Below are 14,585 nucleotides of genomic sequence, written 5' to 3'. Positions count from 1 at the left end.
TCACTCACCGCCGATCTCCCCCTCCACCGTCGTCCGGTGCGGTTTCACCGCCCAGGGCACGCCCAGCTCCGACAGCAGCGCGCCCTCGGCCGCCGCCCGCCGCAGCACCGCGTTGATCCCCCGGATGGTGAGCACCCGGTCCGGCGGCTCCCCGTTCGCCACCACCCGCTCCCCGGCGACCAGCGCCGGTTCGGGAGCGGCCTGGATCACCTGGACCAGGGCGGTGAAGCCCGCGGTACGGGCCAGCGGCACGATCAGCGGCACGCCGGCCGGGTCGTCCCGATGGTCCAGCAGGTTCTCCAGCAGTCCGGCCCGGCCGGACACCTCCCGTGGTCCCGGATCGCCCGGCAGGGTCAACCGGTCCGTCGGGTACTCCAGCACCGCCCGTCCGGCGGTACCGTGCACGATCACCTCGCCCGCGATGAAGTCCTCACCGGCGAGCGTCACCGCGGCCACCACCGGCAGGCCGCAGCCGAGCGTCACCCGCAGCGACGCGGTGTCGTCCACCTCGATGGGCCGGGTCCGGTAGCGCTCCAGTTCGGCCTGGACCGGCCAGTCCGGTGCGGCACCGTCGGTCCCGTCGTCGACCGGCCCGGCAGCGCCGACCGTCGGCGCGGCAACTCCGGCGGCCACCGCCGCCTGCGCCACCGCGAGGCACTGCATGACCGCGTGCGCCAGCGGATTGACCAGTACGCCGTCCAGCGCCGGACGCCCGTCCAGGCTGCGCCGGCCGGCCCACGGCGACCGGGCGTAGTAGCCGTCGGTGCGTTGCCAGGACGCCACTGTGGAGATCCCGGTGACCCGGCCGAGCCGGCCGTCGGCGACCGCCGAGGTCAGTTCGCGCAGCGCCGCCGAGCCGAGCGCCTGGAAGCCGATCTGGGCCACCCGGCCGGTCCGGGCCAGGGCGGCGGCCAGGGTACGGTGCTCGGCCAGCGACAGCACCGGCGGCTTCTCCAGCAGCAGGTCCGCCCCGGCCGCCAGCGCGTCCAGTGCGATCGGCAGGTGCGTGTGTGGCGGCGTACAGATCACCACCACGTCCGGGCGTACCGCCCCGAGCATCTCCCGATGGTCGGTGAAGACCCGGGTACCGGGCGGGATCGGCGCGTCCGGTGCGGCCTCCACCGGCCGTACGTCGACCAGGGCGACCAGCTCCAGCCGGCCCGCGTCGTGCAGCGGCGCCATGGTCCGGCGGTGCCAGTTCCCGTGCCCGCTCGCGCCGATCAGCGCCACCCTCGGCGGCGCCCCGTTCCGGTCCCGTTCCGTCATGCCACACCTGCCAGGGTCTTCTCCACGCCGTGCCGGTCCAGTGCGGTGAGCCACTCGACGACGAGTTCGCGTACCTCGTCGTCGGCGGCCAGTTCCGCCGGGAAGACCTCGGTCAGCCCGAACAGCGCGTCCACCACCCCGGCCGGGGAGTCCTTGCCGGCGGCAAGCGCCGCCCGGATCCGCGTCGCCAGCGGGTCGTCCAGCGGCAGCGCCGTACCGTCGTCGGCCCGGCCCAGGGTGAAGCGCATCCAGGCCGCGACGACCAGGGCCGCCCAGCGGGGCCGACCACCGGCCGCCCGCACGTCCTCGATGGTGTGCAGCACCCGCTGCGGCAGCTTCTGCGAGCCGTCCATGGCGATCTGGATGGTGCGGTGCCGGATCACCGGATTGGCGAACCGCTCCAGCACCTCCTCGCCGTAGTCGACCACCGAGACGCCGTCCGGCGGGGTGAAGCTGGCCGCCACGTCCTCGGCGATCAGCCGACGCATCACGTCCCGCAGGTGCGGGATCTCCAGCGCCTCGGCGATGGTTTCCCGGCCGGCCAACGCGCCCAGATAGGCGGTGGCCGAGTGCACCCCGTTCAGCGCCCGCAGCTTGAGCCGCTCCCACGGGCCGGCGTCGTCGGTGAGCACCGCACCGGCCCGTTCCCAGGCCGGCCGCCCACCGGGGAACCGATCCTCGATCACCCACTGCCGGTACGGCTCGGCGGCCACCGCCGCCAGGTCGGTCACCCCGAGCGCCGTCCGCGCGTCCGCCAGGGTCTGCTCCGTACTCGCCGGAACGATCCGGTCCACCATCGAGCAGGGGAAGCTGACGTTGTCGCGTACCCAGTCGACGGCGGCCGTCGGCACCCGGCCGTCGGCGTACTCCAGGGACTGGGTGACCAGGCCGGCCAGGCGGATGCCGTTGGACGGCAGGTTGTCGCAGCTCAGCAGCGTGATCGGGCCGGCGTCCGCGGCGACGCGGGCCAGCAGCCCCTGGACCAGCAGGCCGGGCACGGTCAGCGGCGGCCGGTCGGTGGTGAGGTCGGCCACGACCGCCTCGTCCGGACGGAGCCGACCGGTCGCCGGATCCATCTGGTACGCCTTCTCGGTCACCGTCAGCGTGACCATCCGGATCGCCGGGTCGGCGAGCAGCGCCACGATCGCCGCCGGGTCACTGGCGGCGTGCCGGACCTGCCCGAGCGCCCCGACCACCCGGGTCAGGTTGCCGTCGCCGGAGGTGCTGGTGACGCTGAACAGGCAGTCCTGGGCGGCGAGCTTGGTCACCATGTCGGTGCTGCGCGGCGCCACCCCCACGATGCCCCAGTCGCCACCCGCCGCGGCGATCGCCGCCTCGGTGTAGACCGCCTGGTGGGCCCGGTGGAACGCGCCCAGCCCGAGGTGCACGATCCCGGCCGGTACCGTGCCGGGCCGCACCAGCGGACGGCTCGGTTCGGGCAGCCGGCGCAGCGCGCCGAGGCCCAGCCGGGACGCGCCGATCGTCACGCCCATACCGGGCCGTCCGGGAAGGAGAACTCGGCGATCGAGGCGCGCTTCATCGTCGAGCTGTAGCCGGGCTGGTCGGGCAGCAGGTACCGGCCGCCACGGGTGCGTACCGGGTCGACGAAGTGCTCGTGCAGGTGGTCGACGTACTCGACCATCCGGCCGTCGAGCGAGGCGCCGACCCGCAGGTAGTCGAAGATCGCCAGGTGCTGGACGTACTCGCAGAGGCCGACACCACCGGCGTGCGGGCAGATCGGCACCCCGAACTTGGCCGCCATCAGGATCACCGACAGCACCTCGTTGACCCCGCCGATCCGGCAGGCGTCGATCTGGCAGACGCCGATCGCCTCGGCCTGGAGGAGTTGCTTGAAGATGACGCGGTTCGCCGCCACCTCGCCGGTGGCGACCCGGCAGCGTCCACCGGAGAGCCCGGTCACCGCCTCGGCGATCCGGGCGTGCCCGAGTACGTCGTCGGCGTGCGTCGGCTCCTCGATCCAGTACGGGTCGAACTCGACCAGCCGGGACATGTTCTCGATCGCCTCGTCGACGTCCCAGACCTGGTTGGCGTCCATCATCAGCAACGCGTCCGGGCCGATCTCCTCCCGGATGATCCGCGCCCGGCGTACGTCGTCCTCGATCGGGCCGCCGACCTTCATCTTCATCGCCCGCCAGCCCTGGCCGTACGCCTCGCGGGTCAGCGCCCGGACCTTGTCGTCCGGATACCCGAGCCAGCCGACCGAGGTGGTGTACGACGGGAACCCGTCCCGCTCCAACTCGGCCAACCGGTCGGAGAGGCCGATCTGCCCCTTCTCCAGGATGGCAGCGGCCTCGGCCGGGTTGAGCGCGTCGATGATGTGGTGGAAGTCGATGTTGCGGACCAGTTCCTCGGACGGCATCTCGGCGAGCAGCCGCCACAACGGCTTCTCCGCCAGCTTGGCCCGCAGGTCCCAGACGGCGTTGACCAGCGCACCGGTCGCCATGTGGATGACGCCCTTCTCCGGCCCGAGCCAGCGCAGCTGCACGTCCGCCGTCAACGACCGCCAGAACGCCACCGGCTGTGCCACGATCTCCTCGACGGTCCGGCCGACGACGTGGTGCGCCAGGGCACGTACCGCCGCGCAGGTGATCTCGTTGCCCCGGCCGTTGGTGAAGGTGAAGCCGGCCCCGAAGGTCCCGCCCGGCGCATCCGTACGCAGCTCGACGTAGGTCGCCGAGTAGTCGCCCCGGTTGATCGCGTCCGAGCCGTCCCCGGCGGCGGCCGTCGGAAACCGCACGTCGTGTACGTCGACGCCGGTGATGGTAACCGTCACTTGATCGAGCTCCCGATCTTGAAGACCTTCTTGGGCAGGTGGTACGCGAGGTCGACGATCGTCTCGGCGGCCTCGTCCAGCGGCAGCCGGTCCTCGGCGACCAGCCGGGCCAGGAAGCCGGCGTCGATCCGACGGGAGACGTCATGCCGGACCGGGATCGAGCAGAACGCCCGGGTGTCGTCGACGAACCCGGCGGTGTTGTAGAAGCCGGCGGTCTCGGTCACCGCCTCCCGGAACCGGCGCAGCACCTCCGGCGAGTCCAGGAACCACCACGGCGCACCGAGGTAGAGCGCGGCGTAGCCGCCGGCCAGCGGGGCCAGCTCGCGGGTGAAGGTGTACTCGTCCAGGGTGTAGACGACCAGCCGCAGCCGGGGGTCGTTGCCGTACGCGTCCAGCAGCGGGGTGAGCGCGTGCAGGTACTCGGTGGCCTGCGGGATGTCGCCGCCGACGTCCCGGCCGTGCCGGGCGTACAGCCACCGGTTGTGGTTACGCACCGCACCGGGGTGCAGCTGCATCACCAGTCCGTCCTCGATGGACATCTTGGCGAACTCGACCAGCATGTGCGCCCGGAACGCCTCGGCGTCCTCCGGGGTGGCCTCGCCGCGCAGGCCCCGGCCGTAGAGGGTCGCCGCCTCGGCCTCGCTGAGCCGGAGGGTCAGCGCGGTCGGATGCCCGTGATCGGTCGAGGTGGCACCGGCGGCGATGAACGCCTCCCGCCGCTTACGCAACGCGGCGAGATACCCGGCGTACCGCCCGGTGTCCTCGCCGGTGATCTGGCCGAGCTGCTCGACGTTGCCGGCCCAGCCGTCGAACTCCATGTCCACCACGTTGTCCGGCCGGAACGTGGTGAGAACCCGGCCGCCCGGCCCGCCCCAGCCGTCGGCCGCCAGCTTGGCGTGCCGGCCGAGGTCGTCCAGCGGCGACTCGGTGGTGGCCAGCGTCTCGATGTTGAACCGCTCGAACAGCGCCCGGGGCCGGAACTCGGGCTGGGCGAGCTGCGCCGCGATGGCGTCGTAGATCTCGTCGGCGGTGGCCGGCGACAACGCCGTACGCACACCGAAGACGTTCGCGAAGGTCTCCTCCAGCCAGAGCCGGGACGGGGTGCCCCGGTACAGGTGCCAGTACCCGGCGAACCGCCGCCAGATGGTCCGCCCGTCGGTCTCCACCGGCTCGCCGTCCACCGAGGGCACGCCCAGTTCCGCCGGGGGCACACCCTGGCTGAGCAGCATCCGGGTCAGGTAGTGGTCCGGAACGATGATCAGGCGCGCGGGATCCGGAAAAGCCACGTCGTCGGCGAGCATGCCCGGGTCGACGTGCCCGTGCGGCGAGATCAGCGGCCGGTCCCGAACCAGGGCGTACAGCTCGCGGGCGATCGCCCGTTGGCTGGGCTCCGAGGGAAAGAGCAGGTCGGGCCGGTCGGACTGGGGAGACACCAGATGCTCCTAGGCTGGTCAGAGATGTAAGGAAGGGCCCCTTCCTATCGTTTTCTGTTGTAGCGGGGGCCCTTCCTAACACTTGGTCAGGGGATGGTCAGCAGGTCGGCGACGCGGACCGCCTGTCCGGTTTCGAAGGAACGGTTCGCGGCCAGGCCGGTGAGCAGGGCGAGCGCGCCGTCCCGGGCGGTGGCGGCCCGGTTCATCGGGTCGGTGTGGCCGCCGAACAGCACTGCGGTCATCCGGGCGTCCGCGCCGCCGTGACCACTGCGGGTGTAGCCGGAGACCGGCACCTCCCGGGGCGGCTCCCAGAACGGCCGTACGGTCAGCTTCGCCCAACCCTCCTCGACGGCGGCCTGTACGCCGTGCAGCGCGGCGCCCTTCAGCTCGCCGGCGGCCTGAGGGCTGACGAAGTCGCTCTCCACCACCTCCAGCTCCAGCCGCCCCCGACTGCCGTTGAACATCACCCGGTAGCCCTCCCACGGGGCGTACGCGGTGAGGTGGTAGCTCATGCTGGCGCCGCTGGAGTACTTGGCCAGTACCGCCATGTCGTCCTCGATGCTCACCCCGGGCCCGAAGACGTTCTGGTCGCGGTGGTAGCCGTCCTCGGCCTCGGCATCGAGGTAGAGCGCCCGCAGTCGCGGATGCTCGGCCAGGTGCAGCGCGAACGGATCGTCGGCGGCGTCCGGCGCGCCGTGTGCCCGCTCGTACGGGCGGGCGTAGCCGTGCCGGCGTCCGGTCTCGCCGTAGAAGAAGAGCTGGCCGGCGGCGTAGACCTCGACCGGCGTCGCGTCCAGCCACCAGTTGACCAGGTCGAAGTGGTGACTCGCCTTGTGCACCATCAGTCCGCCGGAGTTGGCCTTGTCCCGGTGCCAGCGCCGAAAATAGTCGGCGCCGTGCCGGACGTCGAGCAGCCATTCGAAGTGGACCGAGCCGATCTCGCCGATGGTGCCCTCGGCGATGACCTCGCGAACCTTCTCATGCAAAGGGTTGTAGCGATAGTTGAAAGCGACTGAAACTTTTCGGCCGGTTTCGGCCACGGCACGCAGGATCCGCTCGCACCGGGGCGCGTCGATGGTCATCGGCTTCTCGGTGATCACGTCGCAGCCGGCCCGCAGCGCGGCGACGATGTACTCGTCGTGGGTCCGGTCGACGGTGGTCACCAGGACCACGTCGACGCGCTCCTTGGCCAGCATCTCGCCGAAGTCCGTGGCCGGGTACGTCGACACCGGATCGAAGCCCAGCTCGGCCAGCCAGTCGTTGTGCGCGTTCATCCGCGCCTGGTTGACGTCGGCGAAGGCGACGAGTTCAGCGGTGTTCGGGTGGTCCAGGACCAGCGCCCGGACGAACATCTCCGCCCGCGCGCCCGTACCGACCAGAGCGAAGCGTTGCCTTCCAGGTGTTCCCGACATCCCAGCTCGCCTCCGTTGGCTGCAAAGGTTTGCAGGAGAAGTAACCATGTGCGCCAGCCGGACGTCAACGACTTGTAGCAATCCTGCGCACTTTATCCGCATTTGCAACTATGGAAGGGCTCCCATGGCTGCGCACCGCAACAAACCCGTAACCGAGGCCCGTTGACACCTGAGCAACCGTTTGCATTAATTGGCCAACCAAGTGACGGCAGACACACACCGGCGACCGCAGAAGGGACTCGCGTGCCAGCCACAATTCGAGACGTCGCGCGAGCCTCCGGTGTGCACATCTCCACTGTGTCCCGCACGTTCTCGGCCCCACACCTGGTGAACCCGGAGACCCGGAACCGGGTGCTGGCCTGCGCCGAGGACCTCGGCTACCGCCCCAACCGGGCGGCCCGGGCACTCATCACCGGACGCACCCACAACATCGGCCTGATCATCGCCGACATCGCCAACCCGTTCTTCCCGCCGCTGATCAAGGCGGCGGAGAGCCAGGCCCGGCAACGGGACTACCACATCTTCATCGCCGACACGAACGAGGACCCGGCGGCCGAGGAAGACCTGGTGCACGCCCTGGCCAAGCAGGTCGACGGCGTACTGCTGTGCAGCCCGCGAATGAGCAACAGCCTGATCGAGCAGCTCAGCCGCGAGGTGCCGCTGGTGGTGATCAACCGTCAGGTCACCGGCCTGCCGGCGGTGGTGATGGACGTCGGCCAGGGTGCCCGGCTCGCGGTCGAACACCTGACCGGGCTCGGGCACCGGGAGCTGGCCCTGCTGGGCGGGCCCCGCGGCTCCTGGACCAACCGCGAGATCCGCCGGTCGGCGACGGCCGCGGCCCGGACCGCCGACGCGGCCCTGACCGTGCTCGGCCCGAACCCGCCCACCGAGGGCGGCGGCATCGCCATGGCGGAACAGGTACGCCGCAGTGGCGCCACCGCAGTGCTCGCCTACAACGACCTGATGGCGATCGGCCTGATCGAAGGGCTGGACACGCTCGGGCTACGGGTGCCCCAGGACGTCAGTGTCGTCGGCATCGACGACATCGCGCTGAGCCGACTCACCCGACCCAAATTGACGACGGTGGCCACGCCAACCGCGGCCGCCGGCCGGACGGCCGTCGACATGCTCCTGCAACACGACGGTTCCTTCTTCGCACGCGCAGGGCGCGGCGGCGGAAGAACCACTACAACCGACGACCGTCGTACCACCGCACAGGTAACGCTCCAGACCGAATTGGTCATCCGCGACTCGACGGGCGTCGGTCCGGCGGCCCCGGCCGACCGGCCCGGAACGGCGGCACCAGCCGACCGCCCGGGCGCGGCATCCTCCGCTGACCCGGGTTCGCACGGCCATGCGGATCCGGGCGACGCGACCGCGGCCACCCCCGAAGTTGTCGCCTCCTAACGCCAAGGAGTGAGCGCAATGCACCCCGCCACATCCCCGACGGCAAACGCGCCTGCCGCGCGTGGCCACCGTACTCTCCAGCGGCGCAGCCTGCTCCGCCGTCTCACCGCCGCAGCGGTGGCTGTCCCCCTGCTCCTCGGCGCCGCTGCCTGCGGCGGCGGCGAGGAGGAGAGTGCCGACCCCAACGCCAAGGTCGAACTGTCGATCTTCTGGTGGGGCGGTGAGGCGCGGGCCAAGCTCACCGAGGAGGCCCTCGCCCTCTACACCAGCAAGCACCCCAACGTGACCTTCAAGAAGACCTGGCAGGCCAACCAGGGCTACTTCGACAAGCTCGCCACGCTGACCGCCGGCGGTGACGCGCCGGACATCTTCCAGATCGACGACAACTACCTGACCGAGTACGCGTCCAGGAAGACCACGCTCGACCTGAACAAGTACAAGGACGACGGCAAGCTGGACGTCTCCAAGTTCCCGGAGAGCCTCTGGCAGTACGGCGTGGTCGACGGCAAGCTCTCCGGCGTCGCGTTCGGCGAGAACACCCAGGGCCTGGTCTACAACAAGTCGCTGCTGCAGAAGCACAGCCTGCCGGAGCCGACGACGGGGATGACCTGGGAGGCGTTCATCGCCTGGGCCGCGAACGTCAGCAGGACCGCCAAGGTCCCCGGCACCATGGACCCGAGCGCGGACTACAAGGCATTCTGGGTCTGGCTGCGCCAGCAGGGCAAGGACCTCTACAAGGACAAGGAACTCGGCTTCACCGCCGACGACGTGACCAAGTGGTTCGAGCTGTGGAAGGGCGCCCGGGCGCAGGGGGCCACCCCGACCCCGGACGTGATCCACGAGGGCAACGCCACCGACATCACCAAGCAGCTCGTGGTCACCGGCAAGGCGGGCACCTCCTTCGTCTGGGCCAACCAGCTGCCGGAGCTGAAGAAGAACACCAAGGACGAGCTGGGCGTCGTCGCGTACCCCGGTGACCCGAGCGCGCAGTGGGCCCGGGCCTCGATGTACTTCTCGGTGTTCCAGAAGACCAAGAACGCCGACGCCGCGGTGGACGTCATCAACTTCCTGGCCAACGACCCGGAGGCCGGCAAGATCCTCGGTACCGACCGGGGCCTGCCGTCCAACATGGACGTCCGCAAGACGGTGAGCGAGTCCGTCACCGACCCGGCGATGAAGCTGTCGATCCAGGTCGAGAACGAGCTCGGGGCCAAGTTCGGCCCGTCACCGCAGGTGCCGCTCAAGGGGCACAGCAAGATCCGGGCCGAGCTGATCAAGGCCGCCGAGGAGGTCCAGTACGGACGGCAGACCCCGGCGCAGGCCGCGGCCGCCTTCCTGGAGATCTGCAAGTCCGCGATCGCCTGACTGGTCCGGCCCACACGTTCGGAGAGGAGTTGGCTCGTGGCGTTGACCACGGCGCCGAACCCGACTCCGCCGGCCAAGTCATCCGTCCGGACCCCCGCCAAGGCGCGCGGGTCCGGACGGATGCGGCACGGCGAGGGTCTGGCCGGGTACGTCTTCCTGTCGCCGTGGCTGATCGGCCTGATGGCCATCACGGCGATCCCCATGCTGTTGTCGCTCTACCTCAGCTTCACCAACTACGACATCCTGACCGACCTGTCGGACGTCGAATGGGTGGGACTGGCGAACTACGAGCGGATGTTCACCGCCGACCCGTCGTACTGGCACTCGGTGCAGGTGACGTTGTCGTTCGCGCTGATCGCCGTACCGCTCAAGCTCGCCGCCGCGCTCGGCGTCGCGCTGCTGCTCAACCGTGCCTGGCGCGGCGTCGGCCTGTTCCGGGGCCTGTTCTACCTGCCGTCGCTGCTCGGCGGCAGCGTGGCGCTGGCCATCGTCTGGGTCAGCATGTTCAACCGGGACGGGGCGTTCAACTCGTTCCTCTCGCTGTTCGGAGTCGAGGGCAAGCCCTGGGTGAACGACCCGGGCTGGGCGCTGGAGACCCTGATGGTGCTCGCCATCTGGCAGTTCGGCGCACCGATGGTGATCTTCCTGGCCGGGCTCAAGCAGGTCCCGACCGAGCTGTACGAGGCCGCCTCGGTCGACGGTGCCAGCCGGTTCCGGCAGTTCGTCAGCGTCACCCTGCCGATGCTCTCCCCGGTGATCTTCTTCAACCTGGTGTTGGAGACGATCAACGGGTTCCAGGGCTTCACCGCCGCGTTCGTGCTCAGCAACGGCACCGGCGGTCCGGTGGACGCGACCCTGATGTACACGCTCAACCTCTACATCACCGGCTTCACCGAGCTGGAGATGGGCTACGCCTCCGCCATGGCCTGGGTGTTCCTGCTCGCCATCGCCCTGATCACCGCGCTCTTCTTCAGCACCGGCCGGTTCTGGGTGCACTACTCGGACGGAGACGGAAACTGATGGTCGCCCAGACTCCGACCCTTCCCCAGCGCGGTACGGTCGCCGGCCGTCGCCGTGGCGCCGGCCGGCAGGTCGGCCGGCTGCTCGTCCTGATCGCGATCCTGGCGGTGGTCCTCTATCCGCTGTTCTGGATGATCGGCACCTCGTTCAAGTCGCAGGAAGAGATCGTCAGCAACATCGGGCTGCTGCCCCGGGAGTTCACCCCGGGCAACTTCAGCAACGGTTGGGGCAACTTCGACGTCAGCTTCGGCCGGTTCTTCCTGAACAGCGCGGTGGTGAGCCTGCTCACCGTGGTCGGCAACGCCGTCTCCTGCCTGCTCGCCGCGTACGCCTTCGCCCGGTTGCGGTTCCGGCTGCGCGGGTTCTGGTTCGCCATCATGATCGGTACGCTGCTGCTGCCCGGTCACGTACTGATCGTGCCGCAGTACATCCTGTTCCAGAAGACGCAGATGGTCGGGGCGGCCTGGCCGTACCTGCCGCTGGTGGTGCCACAGTTCCTCGCCACCGAGGCGTTCTTCGTCTTCCTGATGGTGCAGTTCATGCGGGGCATCCCTCGCGAACTGGACGAAGCAGCCAAGATCGACGGCGCGACCTCGTACGGTATCTTCCGGCATGTGATTCTGCCGCTGAGCCGACCGGCGCTGGTCACGACCGCTATCTTCTCGTTCATCTGGACCTGGAACGACTTCTTCCGACAGTTGGTCTACCTCTCCGACCTGGAGGACTACACGGTGCCGGTGGCGCTGACCCTGTTCATCGACTCGACCAGCCAGAGCGCGGTCGGGCCGATGTTCGCGATGTCGCTGCTGTCGCTGCTGCCGGTGTTCCTGTTCTTCATCGCCTTCCAGCGGATGCTGGTCGAGGGCATCAACACCAGTGGGCTCAAGGGGTGACCGGACAACCCGCCCCGAACTGGCCGGAGGAGCCGGCCGGCCCGGCCGCGACCCGACCCGACTGGCGGGACACTCTGCGCAACGCCACCGACCTGGCGCTGCTCGGCATCGTCGTCACCCTCGCCGCGCTGCCGGTGGTCACCGCGGGAGCCGCGGTCGCCACCGGCAGTGCCGCGCTGCACCACTGGATCGAGAACGGAAGCTGGCCCGGCGTACGACCGGTGCTGCACGACCTGCGCCGGGCGCTGCTGCCCGGGATCGTGGCGACCGTGATCGGCGTCGCCGCTGCCGCCGTACTCACGGTGAACCTGCTGGCGCTCAGTCGGGGCGTCGTACCGGGCGGCACGGTGCTGGTCGCGGTCACCGCCGTCCTGACCGCGGCGGCCGGCGGCTTCGCCGGGCTGACCGTGGTGCAACTCGGCCGGCAGGCGGGACAGGGCTGGCGCGTCGCCGCCCGGGCAGCCGGCCGGATCGTGCTGGCCCGGCCGGCCACGCTGATCGGCACCGCCGGTACGGTCGCACTGGCGGCCGTACTCTGCGCACTCATCCTGCCCCTGCTGACCCCGATCCTGGTCGGCTACACCCTCTTCGGGCTGCACGCCACCACCCGCCGACTCACCCGGGAGCCTGCCTCCGGTTGACCCGTACGCCGGCCGGTGCCGACGCTCGCCCCGGGCGACGTACCGTCAAGTGCCGGCGCCCGCGAGCCGGAACGAGTGGTCAGGGCTGGTCGGAGCCGAACTGCTGGACGGGCGTGAAGCGCACCGGTAGCGCCGCCGGGCCACGGGTCCACGCCGAGTCGACCGGCGCCACCTCCTCGGCCGGAATCGCCAGCCGGACTCCCGGCAGCCGATGCAGGGCGGTCTCGACGGCGGTACGGACGATCAGCCGGGCCGGGAGCCGAGCCGGACAGGAGTGCGGACCGGCGCTCCAGGAAACGTGCGCCCGGTTGCCGACCTCGGCGGAGGTCCCACCTCCGGTATGGATCCGAGGATCGGCGTTGGCGGCGGCCAGCCCGAGGATCAGCGCGTCACCACGCCGGATCGACTGCCCACCCAGCTCCATGTCCTTCAGCGCGTACCGGGCCGCCACGTTGGTGAAGGGCGGGTCCCGCCACAGCACCTCGTCCAGCGCGTCGTCCACCCCGAGCCGGCCGCCCCGCAGGCGCCCACCGAACCGCGCGTCGGTGAGCATCAGCCGCAGCGTCTGGCTTATCCAGTTGATGGCGTTCTCGTTCGCCCCCACGATCAGCAACAGCATGGTGTCGTAGATCTCGGCGTCGCTGTGCAGGTCCGGATGCTCGGTGAGGAAACTGGTCAGGTCCTGCGTCGGTGCCGTCCGGCGTGCCGCCACCGCCTCGGCGATGAGCCCCACGACCCGTCCGTAGGCGGCTGCGGCGTCGCCCTCCCAGGAGTACAGCTCCAGCAGGCCCTTGTAGAGGGCACGCCCCTGGGCGGCGTCCAGGCCGAACACGTCCGCCATCGAGAGCACCGGGATGATCGCGGCGTAGTCGGCGACCAGGTCGGCCTCGCCCCGACCCACGAAGTCGGCGATCACGTCGGTGCACAGGGCCGCCACGGCGCGCCGCAACTGCCGCTGGTCGATCCGGCCGAGCCCGGCATCGATCGGGGCACGCAGCCGCCGGTGCCGCTCGCCGTCGGTGAAGAAGGCGTTGTCGTACGGCGTCATCATCGCGCGGATCCGCGAGTCCGGCGCGAGCCTGTCGTCCCGGTTTACCGACCAGTTGACCGGGTCGGCGGCGAACGCCTGTTCCTGCCGGGCAACCGTCAGGACCTCCTGGTAACCCAGGACGAGCCAGCCGTTGATTCCCGGTTCGAGTTCGACCGGCGCCACCGGCCCGTACTCCTCCCGCAGCTTCGTGAAGACATGCTGCGGCTCCGGACACATCGTCGTCGACACCAGCGGCGTCAGTCCGGTCATGTCGTCGAGAGACGTGGGAGCACCCGGCTCCCGGCGAAAGGTCGCGGCTGTCACGAGACCACCTCCTGAGGGGCCGGAACATTCTGGGCCGGAGCCGAGCCGCCGGCAGACTCGACGGCGTACTCGACGAGAGTGGTCAACGCGTGCAGCACCGAGGCCCGGTCGCGGGCGTCGCAGTCCAGGATCGGCGTCTCCGGCAGCAGATCCAACGCGGTACGCAGTTCGTCGACGCTGTGCCGGACCGTGTCCGGAAAGTGGTTGACCGCCACCACGAACGGCATCTGGGTGCCGAGCTCCAACTGGTCGAACACCTCGAAACTGGCCTCCAACCGACCCGGTCGGGTGTCGACCAGCACCAGCACGCCGGCGGCGCCGGAGGCCAGCCCCTCCCACAGGTCCCAGAACCGCCGCTGTCCGGGCGTACCGAACAGGTACAGGGCCAGACTCTCGTTGAGCGTGATCCGGCCGAAGTCCATCGCCACCGTGGTGGTGCGCTTGCCGGCCACGCCGGTGAGATCGTCCACGCCCTCGCTGACCTGGGTCAGGATCTCCTCGGTCCGGAGCGGGGTGATCTCGCTGATCGCGCCGATCAGGGTCGTCTTGCCGACTCCGAAACTGCCGACCACGAGAATCTTCACCGACTTGGTCACACTGCCGGGCAGGTACCCGTCAGAGGGCACGGAGTCCATTCAGCACCTCTTGGAGTAGTTCCCGGGATGGTTGGGCGGCACCCGGGCTACCGGCCCGCGCGGTCAGGTGACCGGAGTCGACCAGGTCGCTCGCCAGCACGCGTACGACGCTCACCGGCAACTCCAGCCGGGCGGCGACCTCGACGAGGGAGAGCAGCCCTCGGCACATGGCCAGCAGGGCACGCTCCTGACGGCCGGCCGAGAGTGGTAGCGACGGTGCCGGATCCGTCGCGATCACCAGCGTGTCCATGCCGATCGTGTTGCGCGACGGGCGACCCCGGCCCTTCGTCAGCACGTACGGCCGCAGCGCCGAGTCACGGTAGGCACCGCCCCGGGGGTCGGGAGAGGTCATCGCCGCCCCTCGC

At 70.3% G+C, this 14,585-nt stretch carries 13 protein-coding genes; 5 read left to right on the top strand and 8 right to left on the bottom strand.

Annotated elements, in window-relative coordinates; translation table 11 throughout:
* From H4W31_RS11185 to H4W31_RS11165, 5 genes are all read right to left on the bottom strand, one after another.
* Nucleotides 1–1,266, bottom strand: a complete 1,266-nt coding sequence (locus H4W31_RS11185) for a Gfo/Idh/MocA family protein (RefSeq protein WP_192766598.1) — start codon at nt 1,264–1,266, stop codon at nt 1–3.
* Complete coding sequence (locus H4W31_RS11180; protein ID WP_192766597.1) at nt 1,263–2,759, bottom strand: mannitol dehydrogenase family protein; 1,497 nt, start codon at nt 2,757–2,759, stop codon at nt 1,263–1,265. Before H4W31_RS11180 ends, H4W31_RS11185 begins: the two co-directional genes overlap by 4 nt.
* Complete coding sequence (locus H4W31_RS11175) at nt 2,750–4,060, bottom strand: enolase C-terminal domain-like protein (RefSeq protein ID WP_192766596.1); 1,311 nt, start codon at nt 4,058–4,060, stop codon at nt 2,750–2,752. The genes H4W31_RS11180 and H4W31_RS11175 overlap by 10 nt, the downstream gene beginning before the upstream one ends.
* Entirely contained in the window at nt 4,057–5,493 is a 1,437-nt protein-coding gene (gene uxaC, locus H4W31_RS11170; RefSeq protein WP_192766595.1) for a glucuronate isomerase, read from the bottom strand. The genes H4W31_RS11175 and uxaC overlap by 4 nt, the downstream gene beginning before the upstream one ends.
* A gap of 86 nt (nt 5,494–5,579) precedes the next feature.
* Complete coding sequence (locus H4W31_RS11165) at nt 5,580–6,905, bottom strand: Gfo/Idh/MocA family protein (RefSeq protein WP_192766594.1); 1,326 nt, start codon at nt 6,903–6,905, stop codon at nt 5,580–5,582.
* 243 nt (nt 6,906–7,148) lie between these two features.
* Here H4W31_RS11165 and H4W31_RS11160 point away from each other — a divergent pair, with 243 nt between their 5' ends.
* The 5 genes from H4W31_RS11160 to H4W31_RS11140 are packed head-to-tail and all read left to right on the top strand — an operon-like array spanning nt 7,149 to nt 12,231.
* Nucleotides 7,149–8,312 (top strand): LacI family DNA-binding transcriptional regulator, encoded by a 1,164-nt coding sequence (locus tag H4W31_RS11160; protein ID WP_192766593.1) that lies wholly within the window; start codon nt 7,149–7,151, stop codon nt 8,310–8,312.
* Nucleotides 8,313–8,330: 18 nt separating this feature from the next.
* Entirely contained in the window at nt 8,331–9,677 is a 1,347-nt protein-coding gene (locus H4W31_RS11155) for an ABC transporter substrate-binding protein (protein ID WP_192766592.1), read from the top strand.
* A 36-nt stretch (nt 9,678–9,713) separates the two neighbouring features.
* A complete protein-coding gene (locus tag H4W31_RS11150; protein WP_192766591.1) occupies nt 9,714–10,697 on the top strand; it encodes a carbohydrate ABC transporter permease in 984 nt (327 codons plus the stop codon).
* Nucleotides 10,697–11,590, top strand: coding sequence for a carbohydrate ABC transporter permease (locus H4W31_RS11145; RefSeq protein ID WP_192766590.1), 894 nt, complete (start codon nt 10,697–10,699; stop codon nt 11,588–11,590). The genes H4W31_RS11150 and H4W31_RS11145 overlap by 1 nt, the downstream gene beginning before the upstream one ends.
* Nucleotides 11,587–12,231: a hypothetical protein gene (locus H4W31_RS11140; RefSeq protein WP_192766589.1), complete on the top strand. Its 645-nt coding sequence runs from the start codon at nt 11,587–11,589 to the stop codon at nt 12,229–12,231. Before H4W31_RS11145 ends, H4W31_RS11140 begins: the two co-directional genes overlap by 4 nt.
* A gap of 79 nt (nt 12,232–12,310) precedes the next feature.
* On the opposite strand, the gene H4W31_RS11135 is transcribed toward H4W31_RS11140, so the two are convergent.
* From H4W31_RS11135 to H4W31_RS11125, 3 genes are read right to left on the bottom strand one after another with little or no spacing between them, the layout of a single operon-like run.
* Entirely contained in the window at nt 12,311–13,585 is a 1,275-nt protein-coding gene (locus tag H4W31_RS11135) for a cytochrome P450 (protein WP_225945477.1), read from the bottom strand.
* Entirely contained in the window at nt 13,582–14,220 is a 639-nt protein-coding gene (locus H4W31_RS11130) for a GTP-binding protein (RefSeq protein ID WP_192766588.1), read from the bottom strand. The genes H4W31_RS11135 and H4W31_RS11130 overlap by 4 nt, the downstream gene beginning before the upstream one ends.
* Entirely contained in the window at nt 14,201–14,572 is a 372-nt protein-coding gene (locus tag H4W31_RS11125; protein ID WP_192766587.1) for a DUF742 domain-containing protein, read from the bottom strand. The genes H4W31_RS11130 and H4W31_RS11125 overlap by 20 nt, the downstream gene beginning before the upstream one ends.
* Nucleotides 14,573–14,585: the final 13 nt, after the last annotated feature.

The organism is Plantactinospora soyae (genome assembly GCF_014874095.1).
Taxonomy (GTDB): Bacteria; Actinomycetota; Actinomycetes; order Mycobacteriales; family Micromonosporaceae; genus Plantactinospora; species Plantactinospora soyae.
The sequence above is the reverse complement of the archived record's forward strand: the minus strand, read 5'-3'. Positions and strand labels throughout refer to the sequence as shown.